This is a genomic window from Streptomyces sp. NPDC031670 (assembly GCF_055580545.1).
In genome coordinates this window covers 282,115-300,344 of sequence record NZ_JBVILC010000002.1, presented here as the reverse complement: position 1 = coordinate 300,344, position 18,230 = coordinate 282,115, and the positions used below count along the sequence as shown (strand labels likewise).

Below are 18,230 nucleotides of genomic sequence, written 5' to 3'. Positions count from 1 at the left end.
GTCTGCCGACCGTAGCGGGCCGGCCACGCGGTTCCCCGCGCCCCTGAGGCGGTCGGCCGCAGCCAGAACAATTGCCCCGGCCACCGGCTTTCAGGGGCGCGACCGGCCCCCACGGCCCGCAGGCAACCCCGGTCCCCGAAGGGGGCGCGGGGAACGGCGCGAGCAACTCAGCTCGACCGGCAGCCAAAGTCCGGGCCCTTAAGGGGCGCGGGGAACTGCGCGACCAGCCCACCACCGGCCCGCAGACGCCCCCCGGCACCAGCAGGGGCGCGGGGAACGGCGCGAGCAACTCAGCTCGACCGGCAGCCAAAGTCCGGGCCCTTAAGGGGCGCGGGGAACTGCGCGAGCAGCCCACCACCGGCCCGCAGACGACCCCCCGGCCCCCCAGGGTCGCGGGGAACCGCGCAAAGCAACCCACCCCTGGCCCACACACACCCCCCCACCAACCAGGCCCCGCCCCTGATACCGTCCCGCCCGCCACCCCAAGAGAGGTGCCCCATGCAAGACCCCACCGCCCGGGACGCCGCCGAAGTCGCCTCGGCCTTCTCGCACCCCCACGTCCCCCCGGACACCACCGCCCCCTACGGCCCCCACCCCGACCAGGTCATCGACTTCTACCGCCCCCGGGGCGACACCCCCCTCGTCGCCACCCCCCTCGTCGTCGCCCTCCACGGCGGCGCCTGGCGCGAGCGGTACGACCGGGCGCACCTCACCCCCTTCGTGGACTTCCTCGCCCGCCGCGGATTCGCCGTCGCCAGCGTCGAGTACCGGCGCGGCGGCCTGCTGCCCCGACAGGGCGGCGGCCCGCCCGTCGCCGGACGCTGGCCGGAGACGTTCGACGACGTGGCCGCCGCACTCGACGCCCTCCCGGGCCTCGCCCGCACCCACCTCCCCACCGCCGACCTCCGCCGTACGGTCCTCACCGGCCACTCCGCCGGAGGCCACCTCGCGCTGTGGGCCGCCGCCCGCCACGTACTGCCGCCCGCCTCCCCGTGGCACACCCCCGCCCCCGTCCCCCTCCGCGGCGTCGTCGCCCTCGCCCCCATCGCCGACTTCGCCACCGCCCTGGCGCTGGACGTGTGCGAGGGAGCCGTGCTCCAGCTCCTCGGGGGCGAGGGGCCGGGAGGTGAGGGGAAGGCCGAGCGGAGGGTCGCGAGTGCGGACCCCGCCGCCCTCCTGCCCACCGGCATCGCCACCACCCTCGTCCAGGGCCGGGACGACATCGTCGTGCCGAGGGCCGTCGCCGAGGCGTACGTCGACGCCGCCGCCCGGGCCGGGGAGCCCGTCGGGTTCACCGTGCTCGACGGCGTCGGCCACTTCCCCCTCATCGACCCCGCCGCCGACGCCTGCGCGGTCGTGGCGGAGGAGATCGCGCAACTGGCGTACTAGCGCGGCCGGACGCGTCGGCCGTACTACCTGCCGTACTACCTGCCGTACTACCTGCCGCAGCATCTGCCGCAGCACCCGCCGTAGTACCTGAGAGGGACCCCGACGGATCCGCAGCGCAGGGGACGCCCCGCCCACCCGCCCCCGCCTACCGTGGTCACGTGAACGAGACCCTCAGCCCCCCGCCGGGCGGTACGCCGGGCAGCGGCGGACGCAGCCCCGAGTTCCTGCTCGCCATGGACCTGTTCGCCGGGCTCCGCCGGGACCTGTTCCGGGACGCCTTCGCCTACCGGCCGCTGCCGCCGATGCGCACGGACGGCCCGCTCGTCCGCCATCTGCCCGCCCGGCTGCGCCGGTACGCAGCCTGGAGCCGGCACGCGGCCGTGCTCTTCGTCGCCTTCTGCGCCGCGATGATCACGTACACCGACCGGGCCCAGGGCTCGGGCCCGTGGTTGGTCATCTGGATGGCCACGGGTCTGCTCACCGCGCTCCCCGTCGCCATGACGCTGATACGGCCGGTCGGCGCCTGGTGGACGGTGTGCGCGTGCACGGTCGTCATGGCCGTCATCGGCGGGGGCGGGAACGGTTCCTCCGTCTGGCCCTGGGGGCCGGGCGGCTTCCTCTCGCAGCTCGCGGTGATGGTCGTGGTGGCGCTGCGCACCCGGCCCCGCACCGCCGCCTGGATGTGGCTCCTGACGCTGCTGCTCGGCTCCGTGCTCCAGTTCCCCACCGGAGTGGGCGACTACGGCGGCTACGGCGCGTCGGACGAGGGACCGATGGCCGTGACGTCCGCGATCCTGCTCCTGATCGCCGTCCTCGTGAACGTACGCCGGGACGCCGAGCGGAAGATCACCGTCGAGCAGTCGGTCACCGCCGTCGAACGCGACAAGCGGACCGTGCTCGAAGAGCGCACCACCATCGCGCGCGAGCTGCACGACGTGGTCGCGCACCACATGTCGGTGGTCGCGATCCAGGCCGAGGCGGCCCCGTACCGCGTCGAGGACCCGCCCGCCGAGCTGACGGCGGCGTTCGCCACCATCCGGGAGAACGCGGTGGCCGCGCTGACCGAGCTGCGCCGCGTCCTCGGTGTCGTACGCGCGGAGGACTACGAGGCGCCGGACGCGCCCCAGCCCACCCTCGCCGACCTCGACCGGCTCCTCGCGAACGTACGCGACGCGGGGCTTGAGGTGACCAAGGCGGTCACCGGCGCGGTGCGCGAACTCCCGCAGGGCGTCGAGCTCTCGGCGTACCGCATCATCCAGGAGGCGCTCAGCAACGCCCTGCGGCACGCGCCGGGGGCCGCCGCGCGGGTGGAGGTCGGCTATGTGCTGGGCGGGGTGGGCCTGCGGGTCGTCAACGGCCCGCCGACCGGCGCGGCCCCCGCCTCGCCCGGCAGCGGTCACGGGATCACCGGGATGCGGGAGCGGGTGGCGATGCTGGACGGCGAGATGACGGCGGGCGAGACGGCGGACGGCGGCTACGAGGTCGCGGTCTTCGTCCCGGTCGCGCGGGACGCGGCGGCGGAGCGGGTGGAGCAGGTGGAGGCATGAGCGTGAGCGCGAGCGTGAACGCCGGTACGGGCATCCGTGTCCTGATCGTCGACGACCAGATGATGGTCCGGGAGGGTTTCTCGGTCCTGCTCAACGCCCAGCAGGACATCGAGGTCGTCGGCGAGGCGGTCGACGGCCGGGAGGCGGTGGCCAAGGTCCGCGAGCTGCGCCCGGACGTCGTCCTGATGGACATCCGGATGCCCGAGATGAACGGGATCGAGGCGACGCGGGAGATCGTGGCGGCGGACGCGGGGGCGCGGGTGCTGGTGCTGACGACGTTCGACCTCGACGAGTACGTGTACCAGGCGCTGCGGGCGGGCGCCTCCGGCTTCCTCCTGAAGGACGCGTCCGCGCGGCAACTGGCCGAGGGGGTACGGGTGGTGGCCTCCGGGGACGCGCTGCTCGCCCCGTCGGTGACGCGCCGCCTGATCACCGAGTTCGCCCGGGCGGCACCGGCGCGGCGGGGGCCGGCGGGTCCGGCGGGTCCGGCGGGGGCGGTGCAGGTGGAGGAGCTGACGGACCGCGAGACGGAGGTCCTGGTCCTGATCGCCCAGGGCCTGTCCAACGCGGAGATCGCGGACCGGCTGGTGGTGGCGGAGTCGACGATCAAGACGCATGTGAGCAGGGTGCTGGTGAAGCTGGGGTTGCGGGACCGGACGCAGGCGGCGGTCTACGCGTACGAGTCCCGCCTGGTCACCCCGTCGTAAGCCCGGCCGTGCCCCCCTCAGCGGCGGGACCACACCGGGGCTCCGCCCCGTGAGCCCCGCTTTCGTCTGCGGCCCGGCGGTGGGCTGAGCGCGCAGTTCCCCGCGCCCCTGAGGGGGTCGACCGCCCCCCGGACAACAAGGCTCAGCCAGGCTTTCAGGGGCGCGGGGAACTGCGCGCTCAGCCCAGCACGGTCCGCGGTCGAAGTCCGGCCTCCTAGGGGCGCGGGGAACTGCGCGAGCAACGCACGACAGCCCGCGGTCGAAGTCCGGCCTCGCAGGGGCGCGGGGAACTGCGCGATCAGCCCACCCACCGCCGGCCCGCAGACGAACCCCCGTCCAGGACAGGCCCGGCCGCCCGCCCAGGGCTTACGGGAAGGGGCGGGGTGGGGAAGAACCCCCCATGAGCACCCACCTCTTCCACCCCACATCCCCCCACTTCGTCGCCAACCCCTACCCCGCCTACCAAGAACTCCGCCGCACCGGCCGAACCCACCACCACCCCGACACCCACCAGTGGCTCATCCCGCACCACGCCGACGTCTCCGCGCTCCTCCGGGACCGTCGCCTCGGCCGCACCTATCTCCACCGCTTCACCCACGAGGAGTTCGGCCGTACGCCCCCGCCCCCCTCCCAGGAGCCGTTCCACACCCTCAACGACCACGGCATCCTCGACCTCGAAGCCCCGGACCACACCCGTATCCGGCGCCTGGTGGCGAAGGCGTTCACGCCCGGGCGGGTCGCGGAGCTGGGGCCCGTCGTCGAGCGGATCGCCCGCCGGCTCGTGGGCGACTTCGTCGCGGCCGGCGGCGGGGACCTGCTCGCGGAGGTGGCCGAGCCCCTCCCCGTGGCCGTGATCGCCGAGATGCTCGGCATCCCCCAGGCCGACCGGCATCTGCTGCGGCCCTGGTCGGCCGACATCTGCGGGATGTACGAGCTCAACCCGGACGAGGAGACCGCCGCCCGCGCGGTCCGGGCGTCCGTCGAGTTCTCCGCCTACCTGCGCGAGCTGATCCGGGAGCGCCGCCGCGCCCCCGGCCCCGACCTCGTCTCCGCCCTCATCGCCGTCCACGACACGGAAGGCAACGCCGGCGACGACGCCACCCCCACCACCCATGCCGGCCCCACCACCCTCACCGAACAAGAAATGATCTCCACCTGTGTCCTGCTCCTCAACGCCGGCCACGAGGCCACCGTCAACACCACGGCCAATGGCTGGTGGACCCTCTTCCGCCACCCCGAGCAGCTCGCCCTCCTGCGCTCCGACCCCGCCCTCCTCCCCGGCGCCGTGGAGGAACTGCTGCGCTACGACACCCCGTTGCAGCTCTTCGAACGCTGGGTGCTCGACGACATCGAGGTGGGCGGCACCGTCATCCCCCGCGGCTGCGAAGTCGCCCTGCTCTTCGGCTCCGCCAACCGCGACCCCGCGGTCTTCACGGACCCGGAGACCTTCGACGTACGTCGTCCGGCCGCCGCCAACCGCCACGTCAGCTTCGGTGCCGGCATCCACTACTGCCTCGGAGCCCCCCTGGCCCGTCTCGAACTGGCCACGTCGTTCGGTCTGTTGCTGCGCGAGGCCCCGCGTATGCGGCTGCTGGCCGAGCCGGAGTGGAAACCGGGGTACGTGATCCGCGGCCTCACCGCCCTCCAGGTGGAGGTCTGACCCGCGCCGCCGCGGGCCGCCTCAGCCCCCGGCCGGCAGTGTCAGCGCCCAGGACCCCGCCGTCCACGTACGGCTCCGCACCGGCCCGACCACCACCGGCCCCACCCGGTACCGGAACCCCTCACCGCCCCCGGGGTCCCCGCCTCCGTACACCGTCGGTCCCGCCGACACCGACACCACCGACGCCCGTCCCCGTACCACCAGCCCCCCGCACTCCTCCACCATCACCTGCGCCACCCCGTCCCGGCACCCCACCGACACGCCCGTGAGGGGACGGTCGAGGTCGGTCAGGAGGGTGCCGTCCGTCTCGATCCGCAGATGGTGCGCCACCGCCGCCGCCACCGGCGTCGGCGCTCCCACCAGCGTCCGGACGAGCGAGCGGCACGTCCCCCACACCGTCGGCCCGGTGGCCCGCACGGGTGCCGGCGGGGGCGCGGGGATGCGCACGTCCCCCAGCACCACGCCGCCGCCGTCGTCGACCAGCAGGCCGAGCCGGCGGGGGGTGCCGTCGAGCACCGCCCGGGCCGCCGCCACCGCGCCCATCGGCACCCCCAGTGACCTGGTGATTTCCACACAGGAGGCGGTGCCCACGGGCACCGCGGACAGGGCCGGGGCGGCCGGCCCGTGTTCTTGTTGCAACAAGGTCACGGTACGTAGCAGGGCCCGGTCGTCACCCACCACCACCAGCCGCCGATCGCCCCGTCTGGCCAGTGCCCGGGAGAACTCCGCCACCCCCTCCGGCCAGCATATTTTCGCCTGTGCACCCGCACACAGCACATCTTTCGCGATCCGTACGGACTCGCCGTCGATACGGCGGGCGACCGGGTCGATGACCACCAGTAGCCGGTCGGCAGCCGACACGTCGGTCCTTCCTCGGGTAGCATCTTTGTGCAAGAGCCCCTTGCGCTATTGCGCCAGGGGCTTCGTCTATTCCGGGGCACATTGGTGAGGCGGCGACACGCCCCTGACCTTGGACATGCCCCGCCCGGAAGGGGTGTACGCCTGTGCCCGCACTTGTGCTGCTCGGTGCTCAGTGGGGTGACGAAGGCAAGGGAAAGGCCACCGACCTCCTCGGTGGATCCGTTGACTATGTAGTGCGTTACCAGGGCGGCAACAACGCCGGCCACACCGTCGTCGTCGGCGACCAGAAGTACGCGCTGCATCTTCTCCCTTCCGGGATCCTCTCGCCGGGGTGTACCCCGGTCATCGGCAACGGAGTCGTCGTCGACCCGGCGGTCCTGCTCTCCGAGCTGAGCGGGCTGAACGAGCGTGGCGTCGACACGTCCAAGCTGCTCATCAGCGGAAACGCTCACCTGATCACGCCGTACAACGTCACTCTCGACAAGGTGACGGAACGGTTCCTCGGCTCCCGCAAGATCGGCACCACCGGTCGCGGCATCGGCCCGACCTACGCGGACAAGATCAACCGCGTCGGTATCCGCGTCCAGGACCTGTACGACGAGTCGATCCTGACGCAGAAGGTCGAGGCGGCGCTGGAGTCGAAGAACCAGCTGCTCGCCAAGGTCTTCAACCGCCGCGCGATCGAGGCGGAGAAGATCGTCGAGGAGATGCTCCAGTACGCGGAGCAGATCAAGCCGTTCGTGGCCGACACGACGCTGATCCTCAACGACGCCATCGACGAGGGCAAGGTCGTCCTCTTCGAGGGCGGCCAGGGCACGCTCCTCGATGTCGACCACGGCACGTATCCCTTCGTGACCTCGTCGAACCCGACCGCCGGCGGTGCCTGCACGGGCGCGGGCGTGGGCCCCACGAAGATCAGCCGCGTGATCGGCATCCTCAAGGCGTACACGACCCGCGTCGGCGCCGGTCCGTTCCCGACCGAGCTGTTCGACCAGGACGGCGAGGACCTGCGCCGCATCGGTGGCGAGCGCGGTGTGACCACCGGCCGCGACCGCCGCTGCGGCTGGTTCGACGCGGTGATCGCCCGTTACGCCACCCGGGTCAACGGGCTGACGGACTTCTTCCTCACCAAGCTCGACGTCCTCACCGGCTGGGAGCAGATCCCGGTCTGCGTGGCGTACGAGATCGACGGCAAGCGCGTCGAGGAGCTCCCGTACTCGCAGACCGACTTCCACCACGCGAAGCCGGTCTACGAGATGCTGCCGGGCTGGTCCGAGGACATCACCAAGGCGCAGACCTTCTCCGACCTGCCGAAGAACGCGCAGGCGTATGTGAAGGCGCTGGAGGAGATGTCGGGCGCGCCGATCTCTGCGATCGGTGTCGGCCCCGGCCGGACCGAGACGATCGAGATCAACTCGTTCCTGTAGGGCGGACGCTCGTCCCGAGGGGCCTGCCGGTACGTACGTACCGGCGGGCCCTTCGGCATAGGCGCCCGTGACCGCACGCGGCACAGGCGGCCCACCCCGGCCCAGACAGCCCATGCGACCCAACATGCTCACGCGCCTCACGCGAGCTACTGCGCCTCGGACTGCCTGTCGTACGTGAGCTGCTCGCCGGTGTCGTCGTTCTCGCGGCGCAGCCGGCCGTCCGCGAGGAGCGTGACGGTGGTGGCGGCGCCCGGGGAGCAGGTCGTGGCCGGGCCGGACTCGACGGTCGACGGGCCGAGCTTCAGCGGGTCGTCGGGTCCGGCCGGGGCGGCGGCGAGCTTGGCGCGGAAGACGCAGTGGTACGTACCGCCGGAGTCCAGCGGGCCGTCGGCCGTGAGCGTGAGCACCGTGTCGCCGACCTTGCCGGGCTCGATGACCAGTCGGCGGCTGTTGGACCCGGACCCGCCCTCGATGGCGCCGGCCCAGGTGCCGAGGTACTTCCGGGGGATGTCCCCGGCCGCGCTCTCACTGGGACCGGGGCTGGGCGTCGGGCCGCTGGTGGTCGGGCCCGAGGTCGGCCCTTCGGCGGAGGGGGTGGGTGAGGCCGAGGAGCCGCCCGCTCCCTTGGGCTTCCCGCTGTCGCCGTTCATGTACGCGTACACCGAGCCGCCCGCGCCGACCGCCACGACCAGCGCCACGACCACCAGCGCGATCGTGGACCGGGTGCTGCGGCGCGGCTCCTCCTCGGGGGGCGGGGGCGGGCCGTAGCCGTACGCGGGGTGGGGGTGGGGATAGCCGTAGGCGGGGGACGGGTGGGCGTTCTGGTACGGATTCGGGGTGGGGTTCGGGTTCGCGTTCGGGTGGGGGTACGGGTGCAGGTGCTGGGGCGGGTAGCTGTGGCCGCCCCCGTTGACGAAGGGCGGCGGGAGCGCGGGCGGCGGTGTGCCCGTCCCGTGGGGAGGGATCACGGTCGGCGTGGGGACGGGCGCGGGGGCCGCGGGCGGGGGGCCCGGCGGGAGCGCGGGCATGGGGGGCGGGACGGGAGCGGGTGCCGTGCCGCCCTCGGGGTTCTCCACGTCCAGCAACTGCACGGCCCGGCTGCCGAGTTCGGCCGTCAGGGGCCCGGGGAGCCAGGGGCCCGTCGAGGCGTCCTCGGGGCCGAGGCGCTCCAGGATCTCCGCGAGCGAGGGCCGCGACTCGGGGGTCTTGTGCAGACAGTCGCGTACGAGGTCGCGCAGGGACTCCGGGACGCCGTCGAGCTCCGGGGGCTCCTGGGCGATCCGGAACATCAGCGCGTGCACACCGCTGTCGCTGCCGCCGAAGGGGAGCGTGCCGCTGGCCGCGTACGCCAGCACGGAGCCCAGGCAGAAGACGTCGCAGGCCGGGGTGATCCGGTCGCCGCGCACCTGCTCGGGGGCCATGAACCCGGGCGAGCCGACGAGCGCGCCGGTACGGGTCAGGCCCTCGCCGGCCGTGGTCTCCAGGGCGCGGGCTATGCCGAAGTCGATGACGCGGGGGCCGTCGAGGGTGATGAGGACGTTGGAGGGCTTCAGATCGCGGTGGATCAGCCCGGCGGCGTGGATGTCCTGGAGGGCGTGGGCGAGGCCGCGGGCCAGGACGCGTACGGAACGTTCCGGCAGGGGGCCGTGGTCGCCGCCAACCACGGTGTGGAGGCTGGGGCCGGCGACGTACCCGGTGGCGACCCAGGGGACGGGGGCGTCGGTGTCGGCGTCGAGGACGGGGGCGGTCCACCGGCCGCCGACGCGCCGGGCGGCCCGCACCTCCTGCCGGAACCGGCCGCGGAACTCCTCGCGGGCGGCGAGGTCCTCGCGCACGAGTTTGACGGCGACGGTGCGACCGCGGTCGGAGCGGGCCAGATAGACCTGGCCCATGCCGCCCGCGCCGAGGCGCGCGAGCAGCCGGTACGCGCCGATCCGCTGCGGATCCCCGTCGGTAAGCCTCTCCATGGCGCCCGCCGCCCCCCTCGCTCGAACGAGCTCAACGGCCTGAGGATAGTGCGCGGCGGAGGAGGGCCGTCCCGGGCTGAGCGAATTTGGCTCGGCTGCGGGTTGTCGTTGGGGGCGCGGGTGACGGTGAAACGTGTCTTTCGTGTGCGGCCCGGTGGTGGCTTGCTCGCGCAGTTCCCCGCGCCCCTGGGGGGTCGGGCGTGGCCGGGAATGTTGGCTCGGCCACGGGTTGCCGTTTGGGGGCGCGGGGAACTGCGCGATCAGCCCGGGACGGTCCGCGGGTGACCGTGAAGCCTGGCTCCCGGATGCCGCCGGCACGGGAACGCCCCGCAGGGGCGACACCCTGCCGACCCACGGACCTCACGGCAGACAACCTGGCCATCCCCACCCCCACCCCCCACTCCTTAACCTGAGCCCCATGACCCCTCATGTCGACCCCGACCCCCGGACCGGCGCGGCCGTGAAGGCCGCCGACCGTGCGCACGTGTTCCACTCCTGGTCCGCCCAGGGACTGATCGACCCGCTCGCCGTCGCCGGCGCGGAGGGTTCGTACTTCTGGGACTACGACGGCAACCGCTACCTCGACTTCTCTAGCGGCCTCGTCTTCACCAACATCGGCTACCAGCACCCGAAGGTCGTCGCCGCGATCCAGGAGCAGGCGGGCAAACTGGCCACCTTCGCGCCCGCCTTCGCCGTGGAGGCCCGCTCCGAGGCCGCGCGGCTCATCGCCGAGCGCACCCCGGGCGACCTCGACAAGATCTTCTTCACCAACGGCGGCGCCGAGGCCGTGGAGAACGCCGTCCGGCTGGCGAGGCTGCACACCGGACGCCACAAGGTGCTGAGCGCGTACCGCTCGTACCACGGCGCCACCGCCCAGGCCATCAACCTCACCGGCGACCCCCGCCGCTGGGCCTCGGACACCGGCTCGGCGGGCGTCGTCCGCTTCTGGGCCCCGTTCCTCTACCGCTCCCCCTTCTACGCCACCACCGAGGCCGAGGAGTGCGCCCGCGCCCTCACCCACCTCGAGGACACCATCGCCTTCGAGGGCCCGGCCGGTATCGCCGCGATCATCCTGGAGACGATCCCCGGCACCGCCGGCATCATGACCCCGCCGCCGGGCTACCTCGCGGGCGTCCGCGAGATCTGCGACCGGTACGGGATCGTCCTCGTCCTGGACGAGGTCATGTCCGGGTTCGGCCGCACCGGATCGTGGTTCGCGGCGGACCTGTACGGCGTCACCCCCGACCTGATGACCTTCGCCAAGGGCGTGAACTCCGGGTACGTCCCCCTCGGTGGCGTCGCCATCTCCGCCGAGATCGCCGCCACCTTCGACAAGCGGCCGTTCCCCGGCGGACTCACCTACTCCGGGCACCCCCTGGCCTGCGCCGCCGCCGTCGCCACCATCGGCGTGATGGAGGACGAGGGCGTCGTCGGCCACGCCGCCCACATCGGCGCGACCGTCCTGGAGCCGGGTCTGCGCGAGCTGGCGGCCCGCCACCCCGCCGTCGGCGAGGTGCGCGGCACCGGCGTCTTCTGGGCGCTCGAACTGGTGAGGAACCGGGAGACCCGCGAGCCGCTCGTCCCGTACAACGCCTCCGGCGCCGACGCCGCCCCCATGACCGCCTTCGGCGCGGCGTGCAAGAAGAACGGCCTGTGGCCCTTCATCAACATGAACCGCACCCATGTCGTCCCGCCCTGCAACATCACCGAGGCGGAGGCGAAGGAGGGCCTGGCGGTGCTGGACGAGGCGCTGTCGGTGGCGGACGAGTACACGGTCTGAGCCCTCCGGGTCCGCGCCCGGGCCCCCTTTCGTCCTTCGCCCCCGGGCCGGTGGGAACCGTGCGGCAGGCCCCCACCGGCCCGCGGGCGAAGACGCGGCTCACCCCGCCCCGCCGCCCGCCCAGGGCCCCCTGGCCTATCGTGTGCGGAACACCGACGAGGGGAGGGGCGCCCGTGCCCGCGAGTGGCGGCGTGACCCGCAGTACGCTGCGGCAGCAGATCGCCGACGCGCTGCGCGACGAGATACTGGCCGGGCGGCTCCAGCCCGGCGAGGAGTTCACCGTCAAGCAGATCGCCGAGCAGTACGGGGTGAGCGCCACCCCCGTGCGCGAGGCGCTCGTCGACCTCACCGCGCAGGGGCTGCTCGACTCCGACCAGCACCGCGGCTTCCGCGTCCACGAGTTCTCCGTCGACGACTACCGGGGCATGGTCGAGGCCCGGTCGGTCGTGGTCAACGGCATCTTCCGGAAGATCACGGAGCTGGGCGCCGGGCACGGCCCCGCGCTCGTCTCCGTGCGGCGCCGCGCCGAGGAGTGCGCCCGCGCCGCCCGCAGCGGGGACCTGAACATCCTCATCGGGTACGACCTGCGGTTCTGGCGGGAGCTCGGCGCCCTCGCCGGGAACCCCTACATCTCGGACTTCCTGCACCGGCTGCGGATGCAGTGCTGGGTCTTCGCCGTGCCGTATCTGCGGGGCCGCTCCGACCTCTGCGACTGGCTGTGGAACGGGCACGGCGACCTCGTCGACGCCGTCGTCCAGGGGGACGGGGACGCCGCGTACGCCGTGATCAGCGCGTACAACGACCACTCCCTCACCTGGGCGGAGCGGCTGCAGCGGTGACCGACGGCGGCCTGCTCGACCTCTCGGTCGTCGTCCCCGCGTACAACGAGGAACGGCGCCTGGGCCCCACCCTGGACGCGATCCGGGACCACCTGCGCGACGCCCCGCTCTCCTGGGAGCTGATCGTCGTCGACGACGGCTCCCGGGACGGCACGGCGGACGTGGCACGGGACGCGGCCGGCGCCGACCCCCGGGTGCGACTCGTCGCCGCCGACCGCAACCACGGCAAGGGCCACGCCCTGCGGCTCGGTGTCGCCGCCTCCCGGGGCGCCCGGGTGCTGCTCACCGACGCCGACCTGGCCACCCCCGTCGCCGAGCTCGACCGGCTCACCAAGGAGCTCGACGGAGCCGAGGCCGCCGCCGCGATCGGCTCCCGCGCCCACCCCGACGCCGACATAGCCGTCCACCAGAGCCGCGTCCGCGAGTGGCTGGGGCGGATGGGCAACCGGCTGATACGTGCCGTCGCGGTCCCCGGCATCCACGACACCCAGTGCGGCTTCAAGCTCTTCGACGGCGACAAGGCGCGCGCGGCCTTCGCGGACGCCCGCCTCGACGGCTGGGGCATCGACGTGGAGATACTCCAGTACTTCCGCCGCCGCGGCTGGGCCGTGGCCGAGGTCCCGGTCCGCTGGTCCCACCAGGAGGGCTCCAAGGTCGGCCCCGCCGACTACGGCCGGGTACTCCTCGAACTCGTCCGCCTCAAGGCGCGCTCCGCCGGCCGGGCGAACCTCGCCCTGTTCGGGCTCTTCCTGCTCTCTTCGGTCCTGCTCTACAAGGACCTGTGGAGCGACCTCGGCCACGGCTACCTCGCCGACTCCGGGCAGGACCAGAACCAGTGGGAGTGGTTCTTCTCGGTCACCGCCGACAACGTCCGGCATCTGCGCGACCCGCTCTTCACCACCCTCCAGGGCTTCCCGGACGGGGTGAACCTCATGGGCAACACACCCATGCTGGGTCTGTCCGTACCGCTCGCGCCGGTCACGCTGGCGCTCGGCCCGACCGTCACCTGGGCGCTCGTCCTCACCCTGGGCCTGACCGCCACGGCGTACGCCTGGTACCGGCTCTTCGCGCGGTGGGTGACCGACAACCCTTGGGCGGCGGGTCTCGGCGGCGCGCTCGCCGCCTTCGCGCCGCCGATGGTCTCGCACGCCAACGCGCACCCCAACTTCTGCGTCCTGTTCATGATCCCGGTGATCGTCGACCGCGCCCTGCGGCTGTGCTCACCGGCCGCGGACGTGCGCCGCGACGGTGTGCTGCTCGGGCTCTTCGGCGCGTACCAGATCTTCCTCGGCGAGGAGGTGCTGCTGCTCGCCTCGCTCGGCATGCTGCTCTTCGCCCTGTCGTACGCGCTGGCCCGTCGCGAGGTGATCGGACAGGCCGGACCCGCCCTCGCCAAGGGCCTGGGGGTGGCCGCCCTGGTCTGTCTGGCATTGGTCGCCTACCCGCTGACCCGGCAGTTCTTCGGCGAGCAGAGCTACCACTCGGTGCTGCACGGCGACGCGGCGGGCAACAGCCCGCTGTCCTTCTGGAAGTTCTCCGGACGGGCGCTGCTCGGCGACGAGGCCACGGCGGACAGGCTGGCGCTCAACCGGACCGAGCAGAACGCCTTCTACGGCTGGCCGCTGATCGCCCTGGCCCTCGCCATCACGGTACGGCTGTGGCGGCACGCCCTGGTCAAGGCGCTCGCGCTCACCGCGGTCGCCGCCGCGCTGCTCTCGCTCGGCCAGAAGATCCGCCTCCCCCACACGGACGTGGTGCTGCCCGGCCCCTGGCGCGCCCTCGCCCACCGGCCGCTCTTCGAGTCGGTCATCGAGGGCCGGGTCGGGATGATCTGCGCCCCGGCGCTCGGCGCGCTGGTCGCGCTCGCGGCCGGACGGCTGGCCACGGCCGGCCGGGTGAACCGCCTGGTGGGCCTCGCGGCGGTGGCGGCAGCGCTGCTGCCGATCGTCCCGACCCCCTTCCCGGTGACCGAGCGGACTCCGGTGCCGTCGTTCTTCGCCGACGGGCTGTGGCGGACGTATCTGGAGCCCGGCGAGTCCGTGGTGACCGTGCCGCTGCCGGACCCGGCCGCCGCCGACGCCCTGCACTGGCAGGTCCGCGCGGGCCTCGGCTTCCCGCTGCCCGGCGGCTACTTCAACGGCCCCTGGGGCCCGGACCGGATCGGCATCTACGGCGCCTCGCCGCGCTGGACCTCCAATCTGCTGCGCGATGTGCGCTACGGCGCCGCGATCCCCGACATCGACGAGGGCTGGCGCGCCCGGGCGCGGACGGACCTGGCGTACTGGAGGGCCGGGCTCGTCGTCCTGCCGCCGCAGGACAACGAGGAGGCGCTGTACACGACGGTGTCACGGCTGCTCGGCAGGGAGGGCCGCCGGGTGGACGGGGTATGGATCTGGGACGTGGGCCGTTGAGCTCCCGCCGCCATGGGTATGCGTCCCCACGGGTCTTCTGAGGCGTGTGGGACTGCTGAGTCGATGCCCGGGCGGCGCGTTGACGCGTACTCCGCACGGGAGTTGACGGGCGAGCTTCGCGGAGCGTGCTCGGCGGACTACGCTGTCCCGACCATCGCGACCTCGTAAGGAGCCCCGTGGCCTGTGACTTGTGGCTGGTCCCCCTCGTCGACGTGCTGTGCCACAGCCCCGACAACCCGTTCGCCGAGGAGATCGCCTCGTACGACAAGGCGCTCGGTGAGGCAGGGCTGCCGCCCGTGCCCGTCTTCGCGTACATGCCCGGCCTCTCGGGCGATGTCGCCCCGGTCGCGGGCTTCGACTACGACGCGCTGCACTTCCTGCGCCGCGCCTACCTCCTCCAGCTCTGCCGCCTCGCGGTGACGCCGGTGGACGAGCTCGGCGGCGACTACGAACAGCTCCTGGAGATGTTCGAGACGACGGCCCAGCAGTCCCATCTGGTCTGGCACTACGACCACGCGGGCGCGTATGTGCCGGTGGACTTCCGCACCCCGCTCGCCAACGAGGAGCTGCTGGCCGGGGGCGGCCCGCTGGGCTCCACCCACGGGCTGCTGCGGGAGCTGGAGTTCGTGGCCCCCGCGATCGGCATAGACCCGGTGAACCCGCCGATGGCGCCCGCCCCGCCGGACCGCCCGACCTCGCTGGAGGAGCCGGCCGGGCCGATTCCGTACGACGAGAGCCCCTTCGCCCGGGAGCGGCATGTGTGGCTGGGGCTGCACGCGGCGGCGACGCGGTCGCTGGCGCAGGGCTCCATGATCATCTTCAGCTAGGGCCCGGTCGGCGGGGGGATGTCGCCGGGGCACCACCCGCCCCACCCCTCGCCGTAAACTCCGCGCCATCGGGCGGGAGTAGGACCGGGTCCATGGCACAAACGACGAGCGCCCCGAGCGCCGCTCCGGCCCGCTTCTCCGACGTCAAGGGGTGGTTCTGGCCCGCCGACCAACTGCTCTTCGACTGGTTCCTGGCCCGCCAGGAGCGCCAGGAACTCCGTGGTGACCTGCTGGAACTCGGCGCGTACCTGGGCAAGAGCGCGATCTTCCTCGGGTCGTACCTGCGGGCGGGCGAGACGTTCACGGTCTGCGACCTGTTCGACTCGCCCGCGCCGGACGACCCCAACAGCGAGGAGATGGACCGCTCGTACGCGACCCTGACGCGGCGGGCCTTCGAGGCGAACTACCTCGCCTTCCACGACGAGCTGCCGGTGGTGGTCCAGGCCCCCACATCGGTGATCACCTCGCGGGTACGGCCCGGCAGTTGCCGCTTCGTCCACGTGGACGCCTCGCATCTGTACGAGCACGTGTACGGGGACATCGAGGCGGCGCGGGAGCTGATCGCGCCGGACGGGATCGTGGCGTTCGACGACTTCCGGGCGGAGCACTGCCCCGGGGTGGCGGCGGCGGTGTGGGGCGCGGTGGCGACGCACGGGCTGCGGCCGGTGTGCATCACGGGCACGAAGTTCTACGGCACGTGGTCGGATCCGGAGCCGGTGCGGTCCGAGCTGCTCGCGTGGCTGGGGTCGCGTCCCGACCTGTGGCACGGGGTGGAGGAGGTGGCGGGGGCGCCGCTGATCCGGATCTCCGGCAAGAAGGCGGTGGCGCCGGAGCACCCGCGATCCCGGCACGCGGCCGTGACCCCGCGGCCCGAGCCCGAGCCCGGGCCCGCGCCGGTGGCGGCGACGCCGAAGCCGCGCGCCCCGCTGACGCGCCGCTTGGCGAGGACGCTGTTGCCGCGCCGCTGAGTCCCCCCACCCCGCCCCTTCCCTGAACCCTCCGGGGGTGGGGGCGGGAACGGTCTTCCCGGGGGCTCCGCCCCCGACCCCCCAGGCGGGGCCCGCGGCCCCTGCACCCCACCCGGGGCTCCGCGCCCGCCCCCCGGCGGGGCCTGCGGCCCCTGCACCCCGCCCGGGGCTCCGCCCCGGCCCCCGCTCCTCAAACGCCGGAGGGGCTGGAGGTGCCTGGCCCCGGATATCGCCCCACCGCCCGAGGGCTTGGAGTTGCCCGGGCCCGTACCCCCCAGGGGCGCGGGGAACTGCGCGACCAGCCCACCACCGGAGCCGCTGACAAAAGAACAAAGAAGGGGGCCCGGGGGCAGGCACCCGCGGCAGCCCACCCCACCTCACCCCCCCACCCCCCGGGTAACCGCTACCGCGGCGACTCCGGCGGACGCTGCCGCGGCATATTCGGCCGGGTCCCCGGCGGAAGCGGGAACCGCCCGGGCCCCGGCACCACGTCCGGCCGGGGCGACGACGACGCCAGGGACTGCGTCACCAGCGGCGCCGGCCCGGACCGGAACTCCACCATCCAGTCCGCCGTCTCCGACCGCACCAACTCCGTCACGTCCTCCGAGAACCGCCGCAGCACCGACAGGCACCGCTCCGCGGCCTCCCCCGCCGTCCCCTCCGTAGGCCCCAGCACCTCCCGCACGCTCTCCGACGCCCAGTCGAACTGGAGACCCTGCAGCCTCCGCTGCACCGCCTGCGCCGTCGCCACGTCCCGCATCCACCCGGAGGTCAGCCCGAAGTAGCGGTCGCAGGCCAGGCAGGCCGCGCCGAGCAGGAGGAAGACATAGCCCCAGCCGGCGGCGCCCGACAGCGCCCCCGTCACATCGAGCAGCGGCAGCGCGGCCCCCGCGATCGCGCCTCCCGCCGTGCACACCCGCAGCACCCGCGCCCCGCGCCGCTTCCACAGCCGGTCCGCCAGGTACCACTCCGCCGTGCGCAGCGCCCCCGCCTCGACCCACCGGTACAGCTCGTCCAGCCGTTCCGCGGGTTCGCCCCAGTCGCCGAGCGGGAACGGGCGTCCGGTCAGGTCGCGCTCGTCCCGGGGCGGTCCCGGGGGCCCCTCGGGCTGCATCTCCGGCTGGCTCACCCGGCGCTCCCTCCGCGGTGCGTATCGACATCCCACGTCACCGCAGACGGACGGCGACAGTGACGGTGACGTAACGTACAGTTACGTCTTTCGGCCTTTCCCGAGACGTGACGGCCCTTCCTACCGCCGAATGGTGGGAGCCAGGGCCGATATCCCGGGATTTCACCCCGTAAGTGGGTCTTGATCAGGTCGGAGAACCTCCGTCGAGTCACTCGAAAGAGTTGCGGAGCAGGGCGCGGGGAGACCACGTAGGCTCGGAATGCCGGACCCTTCCGGCGGTGCCGGACCCTTCCGGCACCGAGCAGACAGCAGTAGTCGACGCGAAGACGGAGTGCACCGTGATCCCTGGTGGTGGCCAGCCCAACATGCAGCAGCTGCTCCAGCAGGCGCAGCAGATGCAGCAGGACCTCGCCCGCGCGCAGGAGGAGCTCGCCGCGACCGAGGTCGACGGCCAGGCCGGCGGCGGTCTCGTGAAGGCGACCGTGACCGGCTCCGGCGAGCTGCGCGGCCTCGTCATCGACCCCAAGGCAGTCGATCCGCAGGACACCGAAGGCCTCGCCGACCTGATCGTCGCGGCCGTCCGCGCGGCCAACGAGAACGCCCAGCAGCTCCAGCAGCAGAAGCTCGGCCCGCTGGCGCAGGGCCTCGGCGGCATGCCGGGCCTGCCCTTCTGAGCCGGGGCGCGCCCCGGCCGTCCGTACCGCCCATGTGAACAGTG

At 73.4% G+C, this 18,230-nt stretch carries 14 protein-coding genes; 11 read left to right on the top strand and 3 right to left on the bottom strand.

Annotated features, from left to right (window positions below; translation table 11 throughout):
• The first annotated feature begins 498 nt into the window (after positions 1-498).
• From ACZ5ID_RS05390 to ACZ5ID_RS05375, 4 genes are all read left to right on the top strand, one after another.
• Complete coding sequence (locus tag ACZ5ID_RS05390) at positions 499-1,389, top strand: alpha/beta hydrolase family protein (protein ID WP_468893646.1); 891 nt, start codon at positions 499-501, stop codon at positions 1,387-1,389.
• A 233-nt stretch (positions 1,390-1,622) separates the two neighbouring features.
• Positions 1,623-2,936: a sensor histidine kinase gene (locus ACZ5ID_RS05385; RefSeq protein ID WP_468894200.1), complete on the top strand. Its 1,314-nt coding sequence runs from the start codon at positions 1,623-1,625 to the stop codon at positions 2,934-2,936.
• Positions 2,933-3,643, top strand: a complete 711-nt coding sequence (locus tag ACZ5ID_RS05380) for a response regulator (protein WP_468893644.1) — start codon at positions 2,933-2,935, stop codon at positions 3,641-3,643. The genes ACZ5ID_RS05385 and ACZ5ID_RS05380 overlap by 4 nt, the downstream gene beginning before the upstream one ends.
• 400 nt (positions 3,644-4,043) lie before the next feature.
• The gene (locus ACZ5ID_RS05375) at positions 4,044-5,303 is read left to right on the top strand and encodes a cytochrome P450 (RefSeq protein ID WP_468893642.1); all 1,260 of its coding nucleotides are present in this window, start codon (positions 4,044-4,046) and stop codon (positions 5,301-5,303) included.
• A gap of 21 nt (positions 5,304-5,324) precedes the next feature.
• Here ACZ5ID_RS05375 and ACZ5ID_RS05370 read toward each other — a convergent pair whose 3' ends face one another.
• The gene (locus tag ACZ5ID_RS05370) at positions 5,325-6,164 is read right to left on the bottom strand and encodes a diacylglycerol kinase family protein (RefSeq protein ID WP_468893639.1); all 840 of its coding nucleotides are present in this window, start codon (positions 6,162-6,164) and stop codon (positions 5,325-5,327) included.
• A 143-nt stretch (positions 6,165-6,307) separates the two neighbouring features.
• Between ACZ5ID_RS05370 and ACZ5ID_RS05365 the strand changes: the two genes are divergently transcribed.
• Positions 6,308-7,591, top strand: a complete 1,284-nt coding sequence (locus ACZ5ID_RS05365) for an adenylosuccinate synthase (RefSeq protein ID WP_358832208.1) — start codon at positions 6,308-6,310, stop codon at positions 7,589-7,591.
• Between the two features lie 146 nt (positions 7,592-7,737).
• Here the strand turns inward: ACZ5ID_RS05365 and ACZ5ID_RS05360 are convergent, their stop codons facing one another.
• On the bottom strand, positions 7,738-9,558 hold the full coding sequence (locus ACZ5ID_RS05360; protein ID WP_468893637.1) for a serine/threonine-protein kinase: 1,821 nt from the start codon (positions 9,556-9,558) through the stop codon (positions 7,738-7,740).
• Positions 9,559-9,976: 418 nt separating this feature from the next.
• On the opposite strand from ACZ5ID_RS05360, the gene ACZ5ID_RS05355 reads away from it, so the two are divergent.
• The 5 genes from ACZ5ID_RS05355 (at position 9,977) to ACZ5ID_RS05335 (ending at position 16,383) form a co-directional block, all read left to right on the top strand.
• Entirely contained in the window at positions 9,977-11,338 is a 1,362-nt protein-coding gene (locus tag ACZ5ID_RS05355) for an aminotransferase class III-fold pyridoxal phosphate-dependent enzyme (RefSeq protein WP_468893635.1), read from the top strand.
• A 173-nt stretch (positions 11,339-11,511) separates the two neighbouring features.
• The gene (locus tag ACZ5ID_RS05350; RefSeq protein WP_406555676.1) at positions 11,512-12,177 is read left to right on the top strand and encodes a GntR family transcriptional regulator; all 666 of its coding nucleotides are present in this window, start codon (positions 11,512-11,514) and stop codon (positions 12,175-12,177) included.
• Complete coding sequence (locus ACZ5ID_RS05345) at positions 12,174-14,588, top strand: glycosyltransferase (RefSeq protein ID WP_468893633.1); 2,415 nt, start codon at positions 12,174-12,176, stop codon at positions 14,586-14,588. Before ACZ5ID_RS05350 ends, ACZ5ID_RS05345 begins: the two co-directional genes overlap by 4 nt.
• Before the next feature lie 176 nt (positions 14,589-14,764).
• Positions 14,765-15,415, top strand: a complete 651-nt coding sequence (locus ACZ5ID_RS05340) for a hypothetical protein (RefSeq protein WP_283142795.1) — start codon at positions 14,765-14,767, stop codon at positions 15,413-15,415.
• A 92-nt stretch (positions 15,416-15,507) separates the two neighbouring features.
• Positions 15,508-16,383, top strand: a complete 876-nt coding sequence (locus ACZ5ID_RS05335; RefSeq protein ID WP_468893631.1) for a class I SAM-dependent methyltransferase — start codon at positions 15,508-15,510, stop codon at positions 16,381-16,383.
• A 403-nt stretch (positions 16,384-16,786) separates the two neighbouring features.
• Here the strand turns inward: ACZ5ID_RS05335 and ACZ5ID_RS05330 are convergent, their stop codons facing one another.
• Positions 16,787-17,512, bottom strand: a complete 726-nt coding sequence (locus tag ACZ5ID_RS05330) for an SLATT domain-containing protein (protein WP_468893629.1) — start codon at positions 17,510-17,512, stop codon at positions 16,787-16,789.
• 338 nt (positions 17,513-17,850) lie between these two features.
• Between ACZ5ID_RS05330 and ACZ5ID_RS05325 the strand changes: the two genes are divergently transcribed.
• Positions 17,851-18,186 carry a YbaB/EbfC family nucleoid-associated protein gene (locus ACZ5ID_RS05325; protein ID WP_358833675.1) on the top strand — a complete coding sequence of 112 codons (336 nt, stop codon included), beginning with the start codon at positions 17,851-17,853 and terminating at the stop codon, positions 18,184-18,186.
• Positions 18,187-18,230 lie beyond the last annotated feature (44 nt).